The organism is Thalassoglobus polymorphus (genome assembly GCF_007744255.1).
GTDB classification, from domain to species: Bacteria; Planctomycetota; Planctomycetia; order Planctomycetales; family Planctomycetaceae; genus Thalassoglobus; species Thalassoglobus polymorphus.
Genome location: NZ_CP036267.1, coordinates 1,070,666 through 1,089,308 on the forward strand (window position 1 = coordinate 1,070,666; position 18,643 = coordinate 1,089,308).

Here is an 18,643-nt window from a genome sequence, read left to right on the forward strand (position 1 = left end):
CCCCGCTTTTCTCTGCTTTTCAGTAGCGATAGGATATGTAGACGAATATCCCACCTAGCCTCGCCCTCCGAGAAGACCTTCCAACGGAATGGACATGCAGATTCCTCAGTTTGATTTTGATCCCCGGACCCGTGTTGTTTTCGGACAAGGGACACTTGCCCGGTTAGGAGATCTTGTTGCCGAATTCGGCGGCTCGAAGATTCTACTCGTCTCCGATCAGGGGTTGAAGGATGCCGGTCATGAAGACCGGGCGAAAGAGTACCTTGCCGCAGCGGGGCTCGATGTCGCCGTCTTCGATGATGTCCAACCGAACCCGACGTCGGACGATATTGAGAAAGGTGTCGCGTTTGCTCGGGATGCGCAGATCGATTTCATCGTCGGCCTGGGCGGGGGGAGCAGCATGGATTGTGCGAAGGGGATTAATTTCCTGCTGACCAATGGCGGAAAAATGTCCGACTACAAGGGAGTCGGCAAAGCGACAAAACCGATGTTGCCGCTGATCGCGATTCCCACAACATCGGGGACGGGTAGCGAAGCACAATCTTTCGCCGTTGTCGCAGACCCAAAGACACATATGAAAATGGCTTGCGGTGACAAAAAAGCAGCCGCCAAGGTCGCGATTCTCGATCCGGATCTTACGCTCACAATGCCGCGATCAGTTCGGGCTGCCACCGGGGTCGATGCCATCAGCCATGCAGTGGAAAGCTATGTCACCCTCAAACGTGGCCCGGTCTCTCAACTCTTCAGTCGTCAAGCCTGGAGCCTGTTAAGCCGGTCGTTCTTGAAGTCGTTACTGGAACCGCAAAATGTTGATGCCAACGGAGCGATGCTCTTAGGGGCTCACTTCGCTGGGGCTGCGATTGAAAATTCAATGCTGGGAGCAACACACGCTTTGGCGAATCCATTATCTGCCCATTGCAATTTAACGCATGGCATTGCCATCGGGGTGCTGCTTCCCCATGTCGTTCGATTTAATGGAGCGTTGCCCGAGATCGCAAATTTGTACGGTCACCTGGCTGAGGAGATTGGACTGTGTGAAAACTCAGACCCAGAGGCTCCAGCGATTCTCGCAGAGTACTTGACTCATCTTGTGCAAAAGTCCGAGCAGCCCGGGAGACTCAGAGAGTGCAACGTGGACGAGTCACTGTTTGAGAAAATGGCAAGCGAAGCTTCCGAGCAATGGACCGGGCAGAGTAATCCGCGACCAGTCGATGCCTCTTCGTTATTGGAGCTATACAAATGTGCCTATTGAAAACACCAATCGGTCGAGTTGTTGTCTGGGGAGCGGCCCTGCTTGCGTCGGTGATGATGTTCGCAGATGCACCAGTCCTGGCTGACGATGTGAAGCATGAGTCGTGGAGCTCTTTCCGAAACGGATTGAAAAATCTCGGCGTTGCAGCCAGTCCATTGGCTGACGAACTCGAACTCAAATGGGAATTCAAAACTCCAGATGGAACCGCTTCAACACCGGTGATTGCAGATGGCAAAACCTACGCTGCAACGTTGAGTGGTGATGTGCATTGTTTCGAGTTGAAAACGGGCAAAAAACTGTGGACGTATCGATCCGTAGAAACGGTCGCTGAAAACGATATCGCTCCCGGATTTAATGCTCCGCTGACACTTGATGAAACGACCATTTTTGTTGGTGACGATTTTGGGACATTCCATGCGATTGAACGAGCAACAGGGAAGAGGCGATGGACCTTCGATACCGACGGTGAGATCGTTGGCGGAGCTCAAATAGTCGATGGCAACGTGATCTTTGGATCGCATGACGGCTTCCTGTATTGCTTCAATGTGAAGAGTGGGGAGCAGGTGTGGAAGGCGGAAACATTCGGGCCAGTGAACGCGACGCCGACAATTGTCGGGAAGTACACATTCACGACCGGTTGCGATCAACCTGTTCTGAGAGTCTTCGAGATTGAAAAAGGGACAACCGCGAAAGAGGTTCCAATCGAAGCACTTCTGCTGGCCTCAGCTGCTGCCAGCGAGGAAAATCTTTATTTCGGGACCGATGGAGGAGGCGTCTACTCACTCGATTGGGAAACTTCGAAAGAGGTTTGGAGCTTTTCAGTTCCAAAGCGGGAGCAACAGATTCGAACTTCGCCCGCCATCACCGATGACCTGATCGTCTTTGGCAGCCGAGACAAACATGTCCATTGTCTCGACAAGAAGACGGGTGAGTTGAAATGGTCCTTTGCGACTCGCGGGCGGGTTGATTCTTCGCCAGTGATTGCTGGTCAGCGTGTCTATTTCGGCTCCGCGGATCGGAACGTATATGGATTGAACATTTCCGACGGGAAAGAGGTTTGGAAGTACCCGGCGAAGCAATCGATCTCAGGATCTCCCGCTATTGCGGATGGCTATCTGGTGATTGGGACTGATACTTCGAACGGGAAGATCTTGTGTTTCGGCAAGAAGTGAGCGAGTCAGAACACTTTCGTGTTTCTTGTGCCCGTGAAGAACGCGTTTCTCTACTGAAAATGCTGTTTGCCACGAGGCAGATCCTGCAAACCAATTCGAAAGATGCTCTAGAAATCAGTATTCTTCAGCCTTTTCGACCTCAATTTCTGCGATGAAATCGCCGGTTTGAACTTCGACTCCGCTGGGAACGAGGTACTTTTTAAGTCTCCCATTGTGCTCGGATTCCAAATGAAACAGGGTGGAATCAACGAGTAACTCTGCGATTCGCTCTCCCGCGATGACCTTGGCGTCGGGGGAGACGAGCCAGTTGACTAGGGAAACAGGCCGGTTTTCTGTTCCCAGGTCAGGAACGGTCACCTGTTGAATCTCCTCGGAAAACGGGTCTTGCGTCATCTTCGCATCTTCGCATAAAAAACGTTCGGCAGATTCTGCGCGTGCCGAGATGGAACGCTGCGCATCTGTTTCACTGAACAGTATTGCAAAGGATTGCGATCAGATGAATTCGAAATTGCTCTCTTCAAGCCAAAAAATAGTTTCAAACCATCCGGAAAGCCTACTCAGGGCTCGATTCATTGATCAATCCGGCGCGAAATTTGTGATCGCCTGGGTTGTTGTCTCTGTTCTGCTGGTACAGGGGTGTGGGTCGCAAGATGCCGATTCACAAGTTCAAGCTCCACCGGTTCAGGAGGAGAACTCTTTGCCGACCGTTCCTCCGACCGTGAGTATCGATGTTCCACTTCTGAAGTTGGACGATTCGATAAAAATCCAGAAACCTGCGGAATCAGCCAAAACGGCGATGGTTGCGTCACAGGATAAAAATGATTCAGTCGCCAAGGGGGCAAAGTCTGCCGCTAAAGGTTCTGTTGAATGGTTCCTTCAGGACATCGGCCGGTTGCAAGGTCTTAGTCAAGCTGGTGCAGCCGCGCAAAAAACAAGCTCTTTGCTCAAGGTGATTGAACATGCTCAGCAGGTGATTGTCAAAACTCACAATCAACCGGAGCAGATCGAAAGTTTCAATACAGCTGTGGCGGCGTTGGCGAGTGCCCGCCTGCAATTGGCAGTTGCAGGGGATCAGGTGCAGGTCCGGTTGCTCTCGGAAGATGCTGAAACACTTTACAAAAAAGATCCGAAGTCGTTTGCCGCAGTCGAGTCGGCGTTCAAGCTGTTGCAGTACACGCAACTGAAAGCACAAAACCACGCTGCTCAAGATCCCAAGTGGGGACTCGCATTTTCCCGACAGGCGAGACTCTTCACTGACAAGTTTCCACAAGAGTCAAATCGGGCCGCTATTCACTTGGTCGCTGCCGGAAATATCTGTGATAAGATTGGATTAGTCGAGGAAGCTAAAAGCTGCATGCTGATTGTTGAAGATCGGTTTCCAAGTTCTCCGTTTGCCGAGCAAGTGAAAAATCCTCTGCGACGGTTACGCTTGCCGGGGCAGGAGCTTCTTGAGTTTGGAGGCTCGACAATTGATGGCAACTTTCTTTCCGCTGACCAATTTCGAGGTCGCCCAACTGTCGTTGCATTTTGGGCTTCAAACTCGATCGTCTTTCAGGAAGATATGAGATTGATCAACGATGTGATTGAATCCTTTGGTGGAGAAGCAGCTGTTATCGGGGTGAACCTGGACAAGGAGGAGCCAGCAGTTGATCGATTCATCGATATGACCGACAATAAGTGGCCTCACATCTTTTTTTCCGCTCCATCAAAGCGAGGAATGGACAACCCGATCGCCAAGCACTACGGCGTGAGCATTGTTCCCTCGTATTGGCTCGTCGACAAAAACGGCATTGTGAAAACCGTCAATCTTAAGCCCGAAGAGCTTCGTCAGTGGCTTGGCAAACTTGCGTTAGCTGGTAATTGACCGACTCCACAAGCAAGACTCCAGAAGTATCACACCACGAGCATTCATGGTCAGGCCCCGCGCGTTGAGCGAGGGGCCTGACTTGTTTCGAGGTGAACACATCGCGGGTGACGAATCATCCCAGAATCGGCTCATCCCAGAATCGGCGATGTGCGGAAGCGATTAAGTACCGAGAACCTTGTTGATGGTCTCTCGGAGGACTTGGCCTGAGCGTTGCAGGGCAGCTTGTTCTTTTGGCCAGAGTTCGATCTCGATGTGAGATTGTGCTCCGTTGATTCCGACAACAGTCGGCACGCTGATGCAAACGTCGCTGAGTCCGTACGCTCCGTTTTGTAGAGACGAGACCGGGAGAATTCTTTCCTGGTCCAGAGCGATCGTGTGAATCACATCGGCAATCGAAGCCCCGACAGCGAATCCTGCTCCACCTTTTTTCTTGATGACTTCCGCTCCTGACCCACGAGTTTTCTTTTCTACTTCTCCGATCAGTTGAGAGGTGACGCCCGGATACTTCTCCAAGGGGAGCCCGGCGATTTGTGCGTTCGACCAGATTGGAACCATGCTGTCTCCGTGCTCTCCGAAGATGGTGACTTGAACCTGGCTGGGAGGGACAGCAATTCGTTGAGCGAGCATGCTTCGCAGGCGTGTTGTGTCGAGAACCGTCCCGAGGCCAATGATCTGCTGTGGCGGCAAATCGAGTTCTTTCATTGCCAGGTAGGTCAACACATCTACAGGGTTGGAGACCACAAAGACTTTGGCCTCTTTTTTGTAACCCGCTGACTTCAGATCAGAGAGAATATTGCTGAACAATGCCACGTTTCGGTTGATCAGGTCGAGGCGACTTTCATCCGGCTTGCGACGCAGACCTGCGGTGATGCAAATGATGTCTGCATCCTGAGAGAGTTCCGGTCCGCCAGCCACGATCTTTTGATCGGAGGTCAAGGAGGCTCCGTGGAGCAGGTCAAGGGCCTGTCCTTCAACAAGGTCCTGATTGACATCGACCAAGGCGATCTCTTTGACAATCCCGCCATACTGAAGCGCGGAGGCTGCACAAGAACCGACTAAACCACCGCCACCGATAATTGAAACTTTCATGTGTGCTTTCGTTTGTCTCTAATTCTTCTTGGATTGATGGCGCGTTGCATCGTGATTGACTTCATCCCGATCAAAAGTCTCGACTTCGCCTTTGAGGTGGCTGGTCAAGGGGACAGGGATCGAGTGGTCAGGTTGAACCAGGTGGACTTCGCTGAATACCGCAGATCATAGAATGCGGCGAAACAATCCATTCCAGCTGCTCATTCCAGACTAATACTTTGGCATATCTTACCCAAATTTCCAGTCCGATACATCAGTGACAATTCCCAAAGTCGCCAGTTTGTCCTGTTGCTGATGCTGCTGCTTTGTTTTAGTTTCGGCCAATTTTGAGTGCAGCTTTGATTATTGTTGCGACATAACCAATTTCCTGGATTCACTTAACGACTTGCGAATGTAATCGATACGAAAGTTGAAATGAGATGTTCGGTCATTGACATGGCTACTCAAAAGGGTATTATAAATTTGCTCAAAATCGCTTGCGTTGTTCGTGGGCAAGACGAGTCGCCTTCACTCCGACAGTTGTCGGATGCGGTATTCGTCTATCCTGACTGCACTGCCTCCACTCTCGCTGTCGGTTTCTTCCACAGTGTCGATTACTTCCGCAGTAATTCTAGAAAAATGGAGCAGGACGATGTTCGGATTAGGAACTCCCGAGCTTTTGCTGTTATGTTTTATTGTGCTACTTCTCTTCGGAAAAAAACTTCCTTCAACGATGAAGTCACTCGGTGGGAGTGTTCGCTCCTTCCGCGAGGGGATGAGTGAAGAACAAAAACTTCTTCCCAAATGATGAGACGATTGACCCTTGTTCCACGGGATCTATTACGGACAGGGCGTCGTTCTGAAGTCATTTCAAAATAAAAACAGACAATCGATCATTGAAATTCAGGGTGTGAGGTGGAGTTATGGTATCGAGTCTTCTCGGGTTTATCCCAGGTGGCGTTGGCGTCCCGGAAATGTTGATTGTCGGGATTATTGCACTTCTTCTGTTTGGAAAGCGTTTGCCCGAAGTTGCCAAGAGCCTTGGCAAGGGGATCGTTGAGTTCAAAAAAGGAATTCAGGGCATCGAAGATGATGTCCGGCATGGTTCGAGTTCTTCTCATTCTTCGTCAACCTATGCACGTCCCGATGTTCAGGATGACGAACCTGAAATGTCGGCTCCGAAATTTGAGCCACCGACATTCGAGACTGAAGAGGCCAAAGAGCCTGTTGAAACCAAAGAGGTTAAGGAAGAAGAGTCTCCTGCATAGGCTGCTCGTTTTTTCGTGTCTTGCGCGGATCCTTCTGGTTCTCCTTAACGTGAGTCTCATTCTCATTCCGAGAGCTAAAGAGAGACTGCGGTCACGGGAATTGTGGTCCGATTTGAGGCTTGAGCTTCAGCAGGATTCTTGTTTTCAGATACTCTTGTATTCACAACGGCAGGCAGCAGTTTAAGGATGACAAGCTCATCGTAGCCCGGGACCATTGTCCCGGACGGACCGAGTGGGGCACTGACCTCTGGGGCACTGACCTCTGGGGCACTGACCTCGAATTACGCGGAGTTCATTCTTCACTGCTCGCCTAAAGAACAGGCTGTTCACGAATGTCGCTCAACTGGTTGTTGATATGGATTGTCGCGATCAGTTGCGGGATGACGTTGATCAACCTGTTTCGGTTCCGCATCTCTAATCTCGTGCGGTTGCTTCCAACGTTATTCACGATTGGAGTGCTCCTCTTCGCTTATAGCAAAAACCAAGAGACCGCCGGATTCTATGCGGGAGGTGTCTGGTTTGTTTTCATTCTTCTACCGGGCATTGCGGTTCAGCTTTCGAACAGCTGTCTAAGCTCGCGGCGATTCTATGCTGCATCACTCTTTTCCTGGATTGCATTTCTGCTTCACCCGTTTAGCGGAATGCGCGAACAGACACGTTTGGTGAGAGCGTTGTGGTTGCTTTCCCGCCAGCGAGATCAAGAGGCTCTTGCTCTTTTGGACGCAATCAGCCGCAGAAATAATTCGATAGGAAAATCAGCATTTGTGATCTCAACGCGATTGCAGGGGCGCTGGGAGAGATTCCTGAAATTGATTCAAACGTCGAAGTCACCTCAAGGGCTTCTCGCAGATCCGCTGTTGGCCAATATTTATCTGCAGGCACTCGGCGAAACTGGGCAGACAGAATTGCTGATTGAGACTTTTCGGCGTGGATTGGACAAAAAGAAACGTGGGAACTCCGCGTTGATGTTGAACATCTCGCGGATGAAGTTGGCTGCGTTTTGTGGACGAATCGACGTTGTTGCTCAACTTGTTGATGGTCCACTTGGCTATTTTGATGAGGATACAAAACGTTTTTGGCTGGCAACCGCAATGCAGGCCAGCGGTCGACTTGAAGATGGAAATCAGAGTTTCCAGAAACTTCAGTCTTCGAAAGACCGACAGATCGCCATCGCTTCTCAGCGACGGTTGGCTCATCCCGTTCGTGTTCTTGATCTTCCTCCAGCAGGCTCGTCGTCGATCATGAGTGAGATCGAGTCCGATCTCGATCATGAAACCCGGTTCGCATTGATCAGTTCTCCCGCTTCGAGTGCACACATTGCGACATGGGGGCTGGTCGCAACTTTAGTCGGATTCTTTGTTTATGAAATGATCAGCGGTGGCGTCGGACAGGCGGTCATGCAATCGACCACACTTACGATGGTTGAAAAAGCGTCTCTATTGCTTCAAAACACTTCCAGCGAAGAGAACCTGATTCAAATTGGTGCGCTCGTACTGCCAACTGAGCTGGAACCGAATTTGACTCGTCGAATTTTCTTCTCGGCCTTTCTTCACTTTGGACTTTTGCATCTGTTGATGAATGTCGTCGGGCTAGTGATCCTTGGGCAGCGCGTCGAGGATGCATGGGGGCCGATTTGGATGGGCGTCGCCTATTTGCTCTGTGCAATTCTCTCGATCTTTCTGTTGACAGTCATTCCGTTGGGAGCCACTGCTGACAATCCTTATGTTCTGGTCGGAGCTTCCGGGGGAGCGATGGGGTTGCTTGGTTGTTTGTTGGGCTATCTGGCTTGGGGACAAGTTCAGAAGCGGAATCAACTGGTCGCTGGCGAGTTTCGATTACTGCTTTTCATCGTCGCCTTTCAGATGGTCTTCGACCAAATGACTCCGAACGTTAGCTCTGAATGTCACTTGATGGGGTTGCTGATTGGAATCAGCTGTGGACTGTTCGCTGGGCTGGCCAAAAATGGATGGCCGCTGCGAAAGAAAATTCCTCAACCCGCTCTGCTTCGAGACTCAGCGCTCAAGCTTGATTGAGAACCGTTCACAATCTCACTATCTCGCAAACTGGTTGAAGTCACCGCTGAATTTGTTGCTGAGGTGATTGACTTTCTACAATTAAAGAAGATCGTTGTTCAGAGGCAAGTTGTTCACAAGCAAGTTGTTCACAGGCAAACGGTCGAGTAATTTGCTCTAATTCAATCACTGATTGAAGTATGAGACTTCCTAGCATTTTTCGAATTGGTGTTCGCGATCTGCCTCGTGGCGAACAGCAATTTTGCTAGTGAAACGCGTTCTTCACGGGCAACATGGTAGAGCAAACTGCTCTAAGCAAGCAATCTGGCGAACTCTCCTCTCAAGGAACAATTTATGTCATCGTCTCCACTTGTTGAAACTAAACTTCCGGGCATTCCAGTCCGGCATGGCAAAGTGCGCGATGTCTACGATTTTGGAGATCGTCTGCTGCTTGTTGCGACTGATCGCATCAGTGCCTTCGACTGGATCTTGCCAACTGGAATTCCGGATAAAGGTCGTGTCTTGACTCAAATCAGTAAGTTCTGGTTTGACCGACTCAACGTCCCGCATCATCTGCTCAGGCTGGATGCAAAACTTCTTCCATTGCCCGACGGAACCGACGTGGAGGGTTTAGAGGGGCGATCAATGGTCGTCCGGAAATCGGAAGTGGTTCCGATCGAGTGTGTCGCTCGGGGGTACCTGGCTGGCTCAGGCTGGAAGGAGTATCAGGAATCCCAGTCGGTCTGTGGAATCAAGTTGCCAGCAGGACTTGTGAATGGCAGCAAGCTCCCCGAGCCGATCTTTACTCCAGCAACGAAAGCCGATGAAGGACACGATGAGAACATCTCCTTCGAGCGGATGTGCGAAGAGGTCGGCGAGGATCTGGCGACGGAACTCCGTCAGCGGACATTGGAGATCTATCAGTCAGCTGCCGACTTTGCTCGGGGAAAGGGGATTGTCATTGCCGATACAAAATTCGAATTTGGGCAAGCTGAGGGAGAATTGATACTTATTGACGAAGTGCTGACGCCAGACAGTTCGAGATTTTGGCCAGAAGATTTGTACTCGCCGGGGCAGGAGCAACCATCATTCGATAAGCAGTTTGTAAGAAACTGGCTGGAATCGACAGATTGGGACAAAAACAGTCCTCCTCCTGAATTACCCGCCGAAATCGTGGCTCAAACTCGTGCCAAATATATTGATGCATTTCAGCGTTTAACCGAGCAACCCTTCCGCTGGGAATGAGTTGCATTAATCGCTCTTGAATCGAGGTATTGTGAGAGCAAATCAGGAGTCGCTGGAGAATTGTCAGTGATGTGCGCTATAATTTTTGAGTCTACCCTGCATGATAATAGGTTCTCCTATGAAAATATTTCCAGGTGCGTCTCTTCTTTGGTTGTCTCTTTTCGTCGGATTAGTTACCGCTGAAGAGAGCGTTCCGAAAACTTACCCGGTTTCGGTGGAAGTGATTCCGGAAGCGTTCACAAAGCCCGTGCCAGAATCGGTCAAGGATCTGCAAGAGATGCAGGATCACCTGACGTCGCTCATTCCGCGATTAAAGGAATGCACGGTCAATCTGCAGGTCGGCGGGGCGCAGGGAAGTGGAGTGATCGTCAGTCCCGAAGGTCATGTTCTCACAGCGGCACATGTTTCAGGACGACCAGATCGAAAACTCTCCGTGATCATGTCTGATGGAAATCGCTATCGGGCGCGGTCGCTCGGACGGAATAAAGTCCTTGATGCATCCCTTGTGAAAATTGAATCTGACCGCACGGACTGGCCGTATTGTTCCATGGCGGAAGAAGCGAGTAAGCCGGGAGACTGGTGTATGGTCGTGGCTCACCCGGGAGGGTATCAAGAAGAACGTGGGATGGTGCTGCGACTGGGGCGAGTGATTCTTGAGAATCCCTGGATGATCCAGTCCGACTGTGAACTCGTTGGCGGTGACTCCGGAGGACCGCTCTTCGGGATTGACGGAAAGGTCATTGGTGTCAATACGCGGATTGGTGAAAGCACTGATCTGAATTTCCACGTTCCGATTGAGGCCTATACCCGTGACTGGGAGAGGTTGGTCGCCGGTGAAGATTTTCGGACCCACAGCGGAGCTTATCTTGGGGTTTCCGGAGTTGTGAAACAGGGGGCTCCAGGCATGGAAGTGACCAAGGTTTATCCCGGCGATCCCGCTGATCGAGCCGGATTGCTTGAAGGGGATGTGCTGCTGACGTTTCAAGCTCGGAAAATAACCAGCATGCAACAACTCGTCGATCTCGTCGGGGCTGAAGTTCCCGGGAGATCGGTCAAGCTTGGTGTCCTTCGTGATGGTGAAACACTGGAAGTGACCCTGCGACTTGGGATGCGCTGGGATTGATTCGGCATTCAGGGGCTTGAAGTCTCCGGCGAAGTGATACATGAAAATGAAAAGTAAAATGACTTTACGAATTCTCACTTTGGCATTTCTTGCAAGTCTCCTGTCGATGTTTTCCGTCGCAAGGGCAGAGCAGCCGAATGTCTTGTTGATCTACACTGACGATCAGGGATCACTCGATGCCAACTGCTACGGCTCAAAAGATCTCACCACGCCAACGCAAGACCATCTGGCAGCGACCGGAATTCGCTTTACGCAAATGTACTCTCCTTCAGCCATCTGTTCGGCTTCTCGTGCAGGTTTGCTCACAGGACGTTTTCCCGCCAGAGCAGGGGTTCCGGGGAATGTCTCTTCTGCTCATGGGCATGCCGGGATGCCTGCATCGGAAGTGACCATTGCAGAGATGATGAAGTCCGCAGGATACCGCACGGGACATGTCGGGAAGTGGCATCTTGGGTACAACGACCAAACGATGCCGAATGCCCAGGGCTTTGACAGCTCCTTTGGTCACATGGGTGGTTGCATCGACAACTACTCCCACTTCTTCTACTGGAATGGCCCCAATCGGCATGACTTGTGGAGAAACGGAACGGAGATCTGGGAGGATGGGAAATTCTTTCCCGATCTCATGGTCGACGAGTGCAAGAAATTCATCAGCGAGAAAAGTGAATCACCTTTCTTTCTGTACTGGGCGATCAACGTTCCGCATTACCCGATGCAAGGTACAGAAAAATGGCGAGAGCACTACAAACATCTTGAATCGCCTCGTCGAATGTATGCAGAGTTCGTCTCAACCATGGACGAAAAAGTCGGCGAAGTGCTCGACTTCTTGAAAGAAAATCAGCTACGAGAGAACACAATTGTGATCTTTCAATCAGACCATGGTCATTCCACTGAAGAGCGTGCCTTCTTCGGTGGTGGGAACAGTGGTCCCTATCGTGGGGCGAAAGGCTGTCTGTTCGAAGGTGGGTTACGAGTCCCGTCGTTCATTTCGTGGCCTGGAAAATTGCCACAAGGCGAAGTTCGAGAGCAAATGGTAATGGGTTGCGACTGGTATCCAACGATTGCTGATTTGTGTGGAATCGAGCAACCGCAACATCACCTCGATGGGCACAGCATCAAGTTCGTGCTCCTGAAGAATGAAAAGTCACCGCATGAGGAATTGTTCTGGCAACTTGGAGCTGGGAAGAAACCTCAACTGGCGATTCGTTCAGGCAATTGGAAACTTCTTATTAATCCCCAGGATCGTAGCAAGAAAGGAGAACTTGGTCCGCAGGATCGTGTCTTCCTTTGCAACCTTGATCACGATCCCGGAGAGATGAAGAACGTCGCTTCCGATCATCCGGAGATTGTTCAAAAACTGACTGCTCGCATTGAAGCAATTCGCAAAGACTGGCAGTAAACTCTCGTTCGCGACACGCCACGTATCGCGCAGTTCACGCTCCACACCGTTCACACACTCTTGCCTTAGACTCTAGACCACTCTTCATTTATGTCTCTTTTTCGCCCAGATGTTGAAGCCCTTCAAGGGTACGTTCCCGGAGAACAGCCGCAGGAGTCTGGTTGGGTTAAGCTCAACACAAATGAGAATCCTTATCCACCTTCGCCGAGGGTCGTCAGTGCGATTCAACAGGCTGCAGAAGGTCGGCTGAATGTCTACCCGGACCCGCTCGGGCGTGGATTTTGCCAAGCTGCCGCTGAACTGTTCAATCTTGATCCAGACTGGATTCTTCCAGCCAATGGAAGCGATGAAAACCTTACGATTCTGGTAAGAAGTTTTGCCGACAAGAACGACCTTATCGCCTACCCCTATCCCAGTTACATCCTCTACGAAACACTCTCTGAGATTCAGGGAACGCGTCACGCGCGGTTGCGACTCGAACCGGACTGGTCCTGGAATATCAAGATCAATCGACCGCTGATCGAGCAGGCCAAGCTCTTGTTCGTTCCGAATCCAAACTCTCCATCCGGAAATCATTGGGATCGAGAAGTGATTCAATCGATCGTTCCTCCGAATGGAGTGCTTGTACATGATGAAGCGTACGGTGACTTTGTCGACGAACCTCACAAGTTAGAGCTTTTGCACTCCGAGGTGGGGAAGCAAATTGTTGTGACGCGGACCTTCAGCAAATCATACAGCCTTGCCGGATTACGCTTCGGGTTCTGTGTTGCTCACCCTGACCTCATCGCCGGGATGAGAAAGGTGAAAGATAGTTACAACTGTAACACGCTGGGACTGGCAGCTGCGGAGGCTGCAATTCGTGATCAGGCGTGGATGCTCGAGAACCGAGCCAAAATCCTTGCTACACGTACACGACTTTCAGAGTCCTTAAAGTCTCTGGGGTTTGATCCAGTTCCGAGTCAGGCGAATTTCGTTTGGACAACACATCCGACAATTTCTCATCGTGAAATCTACGAGCAATTGAAGGGACGAAAGATTCTCGTCCGTTATATGAACTTCCCAAACGCGGCTCCAGAATCTACAACAAACCGAACCGGGGCAGTGGATGGTTTACGAATTACCGTCGGGACTGATAAGCAAGTGGATGCCTTCCTCGAAGCACTCTCCGAAATTGTGGCTGCGGGGTAGAAGTCGCGAAAATGTTTTGTCTGAGCAAAGTTGCGGACTGAGTGACTATCTATCCCAGAAATAAAAAGGCATATTAAGAAGCGTTGGGCGTTTGTTGGTAATCTTAGAGGGCTTGGGCGTATTCCCATGCTTGCAATTGCTCGACTCAATCTCAGATGGGCAGGAGGTAAAGTCGATGGGTTCTACAGTTTTGACTCGAAGTCAAGCACGGGCAGTTGATGACATCGCAATTCGTGAATACGGCATCCCGGGGATTGTTCTCATGGAGAATGCCGGGCGAGGAATCGCTGAACTTCTTTTGAAAGAATCTCCGACAGGGCGCGTAACGGTTTTGTGCGGACCCGGGAACAATGGTGGTGACGGCTTCGTCATAGCCAGGCATCTTGCCATCGCTGGGCTTGAGGTGATGGTCATTATTTGTACCGATCCGAAAAATTATCACGGTGATGCTGCGACCAACTCTCAGATTATTCAGAAGGCGGGCCTGCCGGTCCTGCAACTGTCGATGCCAGAAAATTTGGATCGATTGATTTCTGAGTTGCAAAATTCAGATTGGATCGTTGACGCGATGCTCGGGTCAGGGACTCAGGGGGCGATTCGAGAACCGTACTTGACGATCATCAACGCTGTGAATGGTATTGGAAAACCTGTTCTGGCAGTCGATGTGCCATCTGGAGTGGATTGCGATCAAGGCCCGACGCCTGACGCAACGATTCAGGCCCGAATTACAGCGACTCTCGTAGCTGCGAAACCCGGGCTGCTCACTCTCGAAGCAGAGGAGTATGTCGGTCGTCTTGAAGTGCTGGGCATCGGACTTCCCAATATCATCTTGACTCAGATTCTCAAGTCGTAAGTATTTGGAAGAAGAGGAGATGATGCGCGGAGTCGCACCTGAAGCGGTGCAAAAACCCGGCATCGCCATTCGCTTTTTATTTCAGAATTTTCGGAAATTACCGTACGATTTCTCAGTCTGACGGCAACATAACTATATGTAGCCCGTTTTCGTTGCATTGACACCTGTCGACGTTTCATGAGGGGCCCAAGGTCTCTGCTGAAGATCTGTCGGAGACTTGGGGGATGCTCATTCAGGCATCAATAGAATGTGCGAACCTTTTTTAAAGAGGATGAACGCATTCTGCTCCATGTCGAGAGGTGTCTGCAATCTTAAGAGTGATCATTGCGGGCAAGAAGAGCATTGAGTAGCTCTGTTGATTTTATTTGTACTGATATGAAGGCAGTTTTGCTTTCATATCCATTGAGTTTCATATCACAATCAGGAGGTCAAAATATGTCCACTGTCAAAAATAAGATATTGGTTCTGTGCGCGATCACAGTCGGTATCTGCTTAGGCGTTGCGGGGGTCGGAGTTTCGCAGCAAGAAACCGTTTCGAAACTTGCTCCACCAGTGACACATTCGCCGAGTGATCTGTCGCTCGCGTTTCGAGAAGTCTCCGAAAAGGTTCTTCCAGCTGTTGTTTCGATCTCAACAGAGACACAGGCTCGACAACTCGATCAGGCGGGGACTTTTCAGTCACCAGAAGAAGAAATGTTCCGCCGGTTCTTCGGTGATGACGAACGATTCAAGGAAATGTTTAAGCAGCCAAGACGAATTCCTAAACGGATGGGAGCTGGCTCAGGGTTTATCGTCAATCCAAGTGGGATCATTCTCACAAACTCTCACGTCGTTGAGGGGGCAGACCGCGTGACCGTACGGCTCTCTGATGGTCGAGAAATTGAAGCAGAATCGTGGAATTTTGATCCTCGATCCGATGTTGCTGTTGTGCGCATCGAATTGGATGAAGAGCTCCCGTTCGTTGCACTTGGTGAAAGTGAAGCGATGCATATCGGGGATTGGGTGCTGGCTTTGGGGAATCCGCTCAACGTCGGAACGACAGTGACAGCAGGGATTATCAGTGCAACTCAGCGTGCTCCCGGAATTAATGAGCGGGAAGACTATATCCAGACAGACGCTGCCATTAACCCCGGAAACAGTGGGGGGCCGCTCGTCAATCTGCATGGTGAAGTCATCGGAATTAATACTGCCATCTCATCGCGAAGCGGGGGATATGACGGAATCGGTTTCGCAATTCCATCGACTATGGTTCGCTGGGTCGCTGATCAGTTGATCGAAAGTGGTGTCGTGAAACGCTCGTATCTGGGTGTTCAATTGCAACAGATTTCGAACGATCTCCGAGAACAACTGCAAGTGCCGTTTGGTCAGGGAGCACTCATTTCTGATGTTGGAAGCGATAGTCCTGCCTCCAAGGCAGGCTTGCAACCAGGCGATATCGTCATGGAGTTCGATGGCAAGAAAATTTCAAACCGAGACGACCTTGTCGACGTTGTTGAAAAATCGAAGCCAGGCAAGTCGTATCAGGCAGAAATCCTTCGTGATGGAAAGCGAGTCAAGCTGAAAGTTCGACTCGAGCAAATGCCGAGTGATTACACTCCAGCACTGAAACGCGGCCTCAAAAGTTCACCAACGAAGTCTGATCCAGACAACGTTGCAATGGACTCATTAGGCATCGAAGTGGTCGAGCTGAACGCCGAAATTTCTCAGCAGCTGGGACTGGATGAATCCGATTCCGGAATTGTCGTCCGCTCCGTGAAACCGGGAAGTCCGGCTGAAGAAGCAGGCTTATCAGTCGGTGATGTGATTCAGCGAGTCGGCACAAAGCCGGTCGATTCCATTAAAGACTTCGGCGCTGCCATTGAGAATTTGACACTCTCCAAAGGGATTGTGCTCCATGTGAAGCGGAACGGTGGTGCAGCGTTTGTTGTGTTGAAATCGGTGAACTGATTTTTACAGTCAGTTTTTCGAGCTTTTTGAACCGGCCGATTGGAAACAATCGGCCGGTTTTTTTTGGAAAGAAGCTCATGCAAGACCTACTCCGTCGCCTTCTCCGCATCAGCTTGGTGGCTGACTTTCCAAAGATCGCCGGCACGTTTGAATTGGTCCTGAAAGACTTCTCTGAGTTCAGATTCAGTCGGGGCGTGTCCTCTGCTCACTTCAGTGAAGTACCAGTTCCAGGCCATTCCGGTCGCGTACGTCATTGCGAATGCCGCTGCTGCATTGGCTGCCATGCCGACCCAGGGGATAAATTTCAGTGACTCCCGGAGTGCCATGCGAACTGCAACGCGCCCTCCCAATGCTCCGCTGATTTTGGCGATGGTTCTGCCGTCAATAGATTGCCCGTGCAGCTTGGCGAGTTTGTAAATCAAACGGCTTTGTAATCCCATGACCACCGGGATATCGACCCAGGGGGCCGGAACCGCTGCCGCCGTCGCTGCCAGACCTGACATGCCCAGTATTGTCGGCATTGTTTTCTTCTTGATCATGTCTGCCAACGGATCAAGGATTCGGTCCATCTGCAAAATCTGATGTCGATAGGCTGCGGGAAGGGCAGAGACTATTGCTCGCTTGAGTCGATCACTTCCAAACGTCGGTTGATGAAATCCTTCATGCGGCGGAGTCAAATCGAGTGGGACCGCACAGTCGAACAGGCCCTCGAATCTTTTGTACTGTTGTTGAAGCGATCGCTTTAAATTGGGATTGATATTCTCTGGCAGTGGGGCTCGTGACTCATCGAACGGGTCAACTTCTGGATGCTGTTCACCGGGGTAGGCATCATGCAGTGCCGTGAGAGCCAGGATGACTGGTCGGTCGGGAGCAGATTTTCGAATCGTCTTCAGGGCTGTCAGCAATTCCTCGAGTGCGTGGTCCATGACGCGTACGGTCAGAATCATCAAGTGTGCCTGGTCTTCAAATTCGACGATATCTTCGATCGGGTCGTAGTTTGCTTCACTCAATCCACGAGTGTCCAGGAATTTCAGGATCGGTTCGGATTCATTTGGAAACGCGTAAAGCGACGAATATTGAGTTTGCGGTCGATATCCACTTCCGATCTCAACCGATTCAACACCCGTCAGTTCTCGAATGACTGACGATTTTCCACTCCCGGTTTTTCCGAAGAGCCAGAGCACCGGGATTGGAGCTTTCTCTAGCACCGAGTTCTTGGCTTTGAGGTACTCATCATCATCAAATGGCTGACGTGAAAACCACTTTCCGAACATAACTTGCTTTCAAAATGCCGTGTGCGGTCTGCGAGGCGCAACCAAAGTGGTGGAGTAACCTTGACTATTGGTCGAGGTGTCAGGGGAGGGTGATCTCCGAAATTTCGCGAGTATGGCCTCTGCTGATAGTTCTGATTTGAAACTGTTGTGCTCAGAAAAACAACCTGCAGGACCAGAACAACGAATGATGATAAAGCATCGCTCCGAGGTTGCCTGTTCACTCATCTCGATCTGTTCGTTGAGGTAATGCTTGCGTAGCAGGCACGAACGGGGACAGTCTGAAGTCTCGTAGAGAAGGCTCGCAAGAGCGTTACCAGGGAGCTTCCATCATACCGACGATTTCGTTGGCAAGTTGGTCAACAGCATCCTGAGTCGCAGTCGCCATTGACTGTCCCGTTTCGGGGGCGAAACTGGTGTGTGCAATGGCGTGTGAGAGTTGCGGGCCGATCGGAGTTGTTCTTTGTGCGAGTACTGTGCCGGTGCGATTGTCGATCCAGGTGACTTCAATCCCGATTGCCAGTTCGAGTTCGCGGGGGTCGTCGTAGCGATTCTGATTCGCAGACCGCTTGTCGATGCTGATAATGTTTCCGATCAATCGGGTGTCCGCCTCTGGACCTTTCATGATCCGGAACGGAGTGGTCAGCTCAACTTTTTTCTGGACAGCTTCGGTGAGCTGGAGTTCATACCCACGGCGATAAGTGTCATTCGTGAATGTTGGAATGTGAACCGAGCGAACTTCCGCACCAAAGGGGCTGCCTACAACGTATCCACAACCCGATAGATAGACCGTCCCCATCACCGCGACGAGCAGCTTTGCGAAAGTCCGTCGAATTGATTTTGAGTATCTGTTCAAGTCAGCCAAACATTTTAGAACTGATCCTGAAACTTGAAATTGCTCTCTCAAACGTTGAGAAAAGCGGCTATTCCAGAGGTTTTCGGACTGGTTCCAGCCAAGGTTCTAGTTCGCTTTCGAGC

General features: G+C 50.8%; 16 protein-coding genes. 12 read left to right on the forward strand and 4 right to left on the reverse strand.

Annotated features, from left to right (window positions below; all coding sequences use genetic code 11):
* Nucleotides 1–94: 94 nt before the first annotated feature.
* A complete protein-coding gene (locus tag Mal48_RS03980) occupies nucleotides 95–1,252 on the forward strand; it encodes an iron-containing alcohol dehydrogenase (RefSeq protein ID WP_231739906.1) in 1,158 nt (385 codons plus the stop codon).
* Nucleotides 1,240–2,424 (forward strand): outer membrane protein assembly factor BamB family protein, encoded by a 1,185-nt coding sequence (locus Mal48_RS03985; protein WP_145196355.1) that lies wholly within the window; start codon nucleotides 1,240–1,242, stop codon nucleotides 2,422–2,424. The genes Mal48_RS03980 and Mal48_RS03985 overlap by 13 nt, the downstream gene beginning before the upstream one ends.
* A gap of 114 nt (nucleotides 2,425–2,538) precedes the next feature.
* Here the strand turns inward: Mal48_RS03985 and Mal48_RS03990 are convergent, their stop codons facing one another.
* The gene (locus Mal48_RS03990; RefSeq protein ID WP_145196357.1) at nucleotides 2,539–2,817 is read right to left on the reverse strand and encodes a biotin/lipoyl-containing protein; all 279 of its coding nucleotides are present in this window, start codon (nucleotides 2,815–2,817) and stop codon (nucleotides 2,539–2,541) included.
* Between the two features lie 103 nt (nucleotides 2,818–2,920).
* Between Mal48_RS03990 and Mal48_RS03995 the strand changes: the two genes are divergently transcribed.
* Nucleotides 2,921–4,288 (forward strand): TlpA family protein disulfide reductase, encoded by a 1,368-nt coding sequence (locus tag Mal48_RS03995; protein ID WP_197442031.1) that lies wholly within the window; start codon nucleotides 2,921–2,923, stop codon nucleotides 4,286–4,288.
* A gap of 162 nt (nucleotides 4,289–4,450) precedes the next feature.
* Here the strand turns inward: Mal48_RS03995 and Mal48_RS04000 are convergent, their stop codons facing one another.
* Nucleotides 4,451–5,380 (reverse strand): malate dehydrogenase, encoded by a 930-nt coding sequence (locus Mal48_RS04000; RefSeq protein ID WP_145196361.1) that lies wholly within the window; start codon nucleotides 5,378–5,380, stop codon nucleotides 4,451–4,453.
* A 631-nt stretch (nucleotides 5,381–6,011) separates the two neighbouring features.
* Between Mal48_RS04000 and Mal48_RS04005 the strand changes: the two genes are divergently transcribed.
* From Mal48_RS04005 to Mal48_RS04045, 9 genes are all read left to right on the forward strand, one after another.
* Entirely contained in the window at nucleotides 6,012–6,167 is a 156-nt protein-coding gene (locus tag Mal48_RS04005) for a twin-arginine translocase TatA/TatE family subunit (RefSeq protein ID WP_145196363.1), read from the forward strand.
* A gap of 115 nt (nucleotides 6,168–6,282) precedes the next feature.
* Nucleotides 6,283–6,627: a Sec-independent protein translocase subunit TatA/TatB gene (locus Mal48_RS04010; protein ID WP_145196365.1), complete on the forward strand. Its 345-nt coding sequence runs from the start codon at nucleotides 6,283–6,285 to the stop codon at nucleotides 6,625–6,627.
* A gap of 332 nt (nucleotides 6,628–6,959) precedes the next feature.
* Nucleotides 6,960–8,660: a rhomboid family intramembrane serine protease gene (locus tag Mal48_RS04015; RefSeq protein ID WP_145196367.1), complete on the forward strand. Its 1,701-nt coding sequence runs from the start codon at nucleotides 6,960–6,962 to the stop codon at nucleotides 8,658–8,660.
* Nucleotides 8,661–8,993: 333 nt separating this feature from the next.
* Nucleotides 8,994–9,884 carry a phosphoribosylaminoimidazolesuccinocarboxamide synthase gene (locus tag Mal48_RS04020; RefSeq protein WP_145196369.1) on the forward strand — a complete coding sequence of 297 codons (891 nt, stop codon included), beginning with the start codon at nucleotides 8,994–8,996 and terminating at the stop codon, nucleotides 9,882–9,884.
* Nucleotides 9,885–10,002: 118 nt separating this feature from the next.
* Nucleotides 10,003–11,007, forward strand: coding sequence for a S1C family serine protease (locus tag Mal48_RS04025; RefSeq protein WP_197442032.1), 1,005 nt, complete (start codon nucleotides 10,003–10,005; stop codon nucleotides 11,005–11,007).
* A 58-nt stretch (nucleotides 11,008–11,065) separates the two neighbouring features.
* Nucleotides 11,066–12,406 (forward strand): sulfatase-like hydrolase/transferase, encoded by a 1,341-nt coding sequence (locus tag Mal48_RS04030; protein WP_231739907.1) that lies wholly within the window; start codon nucleotides 11,066–11,068, stop codon nucleotides 12,404–12,406.
* Between the two features lie 90 nt (nucleotides 12,407–12,496).
* Complete coding sequence (gene hisC / locus Mal48_RS04035) at nucleotides 12,497–13,594, forward strand: histidinol-phosphate transaminase (RefSeq protein WP_145196375.1); 1,098 nt, start codon at nucleotides 12,497–12,499, stop codon at nucleotides 13,592–13,594.
* A gap of 175 nt (nucleotides 13,595–13,769) precedes the next feature.
* Entirely contained in the window at nucleotides 13,770–14,447 is a 678-nt protein-coding gene (locus tag Mal48_RS04040; RefSeq protein WP_145196377.1) for an NAD(P)H-hydrate epimerase, read from the forward strand.
* A gap of 435 nt (nucleotides 14,448–14,882) precedes the next feature.
* Nucleotides 14,883–16,394, forward strand: coding sequence for a Do family serine endopeptidase (locus Mal48_RS04045; RefSeq protein ID WP_197442034.1), 1,512 nt, complete (start codon nucleotides 14,883–14,885; stop codon nucleotides 16,392–16,394).
* Nucleotides 16,395–16,480: 86 nt separating this feature from the next.
* On the opposite strand, the gene Mal48_RS04050 is transcribed toward Mal48_RS04045, so the two are convergent.
* Together Mal48_RS04050 and lptE are read right to left on the reverse strand one after the other, a co-directional pair.
* Nucleotides 16,481–17,668, reverse strand: a complete 1,188-nt coding sequence (locus Mal48_RS04050; protein WP_145196381.1) for a GTPase family protein — start codon at nucleotides 17,666–17,668, stop codon at nucleotides 16,481–16,483.
* Nucleotides 17,669–17,978: 310 nt separating this feature from the next.
* Entirely contained in the window at nucleotides 17,979–18,521 is a 543-nt protein-coding gene (gene lptE / locus Mal48_RS04055) for an LPS assembly lipoprotein LptE (protein ID WP_231739908.1), read from the reverse strand.
* Nucleotides 18,522–18,643 lie beyond the last annotated feature (122 nt).

Bases quoted from the DNA above. Each gene is read 5' to 3' on its own strand.
- Mal48_RS03980 (WP_231739906.1), top strand. From the start codon at position 95: ATGCAGATTCCTCAGTTTGATTTTGATCCCCGGACCCGTGTTGTTTTC.
- Mal48_RS03985 (WP_145196355.1), top strand. From the start codon at position 1,240: ATGTGCCTATTGAAAACACCAATCGGTCGAGTTGTTGTCTGGGGAGCG.
- Mal48_RS03990 (WP_145196357.1), bottom strand. From the start codon at position 2,817: ATGACGCAAGACCCGTTTTCCGAGGAGATTCAACAGGTGACCGTTCCT.
- Mal48_RS03995 (WP_197442031.1), top strand. From the start codon at position 2,921: ATGAATTCGAAATTGCTCTCTTCAAGCCAAAAAATAGTTTCAAACCAT.
- Mal48_RS04000 (WP_145196361.1), bottom strand. From the start codon at position 5,380: ATGAAAGTTTCAATTATCGGTGGCGGTGGTTTAGTCGGTTCTTGTGCA.
- Mal48_RS04005 (WP_145196363.1), top strand. From the start codon at position 6,012: ATGTTCGGATTAGGAACTCCCGAGCTTTTGCTGTTATGTTTTATTGTG.
- Mal48_RS04010 (WP_145196365.1), top strand. From the start codon at position 6,283: ATGGTATCGAGTCTTCTCGGGTTTATCCCAGGTGGCGTTGGCGTCCCG.
- Mal48_RS04015 (WP_145196367.1), top strand. From the start codon at position 6,960: ATGTCGCTCAACTGGTTGTTGATATGGATTGTCGCGATCAGTTGCGGG.
- Mal48_RS04020 (WP_145196369.1), top strand. From the start codon at position 8,994: ATGTCATCGTCTCCACTTGTTGAAACTAAACTTCCGGGCATTCCAGTC.
- Mal48_RS04025 (WP_197442032.1), top strand. From the start codon at position 10,003: ATGAAAATATTTCCAGGTGCGTCTCTTCTTTGGTTGTCTCTTTTCGTC.
- Mal48_RS04030 (WP_231739907.1), top strand. From the start codon at position 11,066: ATGACTTTACGAATTCTCACTTTGGCATTTCTTGCAAGTCTCCTGTCG.
- hisC (WP_145196375.1), top strand. From the start codon at position 12,497: ATGTCTCTTTTTCGCCCAGATGTTGAAGCCCTTCAAGGGTACGTTCCC.
- Mal48_RS04040 (WP_145196377.1), top strand. From the start codon at position 13,770: ATGGGTTCTACAGTTTTGACTCGAAGTCAAGCACGGGCAGTTGATGAC.
- Mal48_RS04045 (WP_197442034.1), top strand. From the start codon at position 14,883: ATGTCCACTGTCAAAAATAAGATATTGGTTCTGTGCGCGATCACAGTC.
- Mal48_RS04050 (WP_145196381.1), bottom strand. From the start codon at position 17,668: ATGTTCGGAAAGTGGTTTTCACGTCAGCCATTTGATGATGATGAGTAC.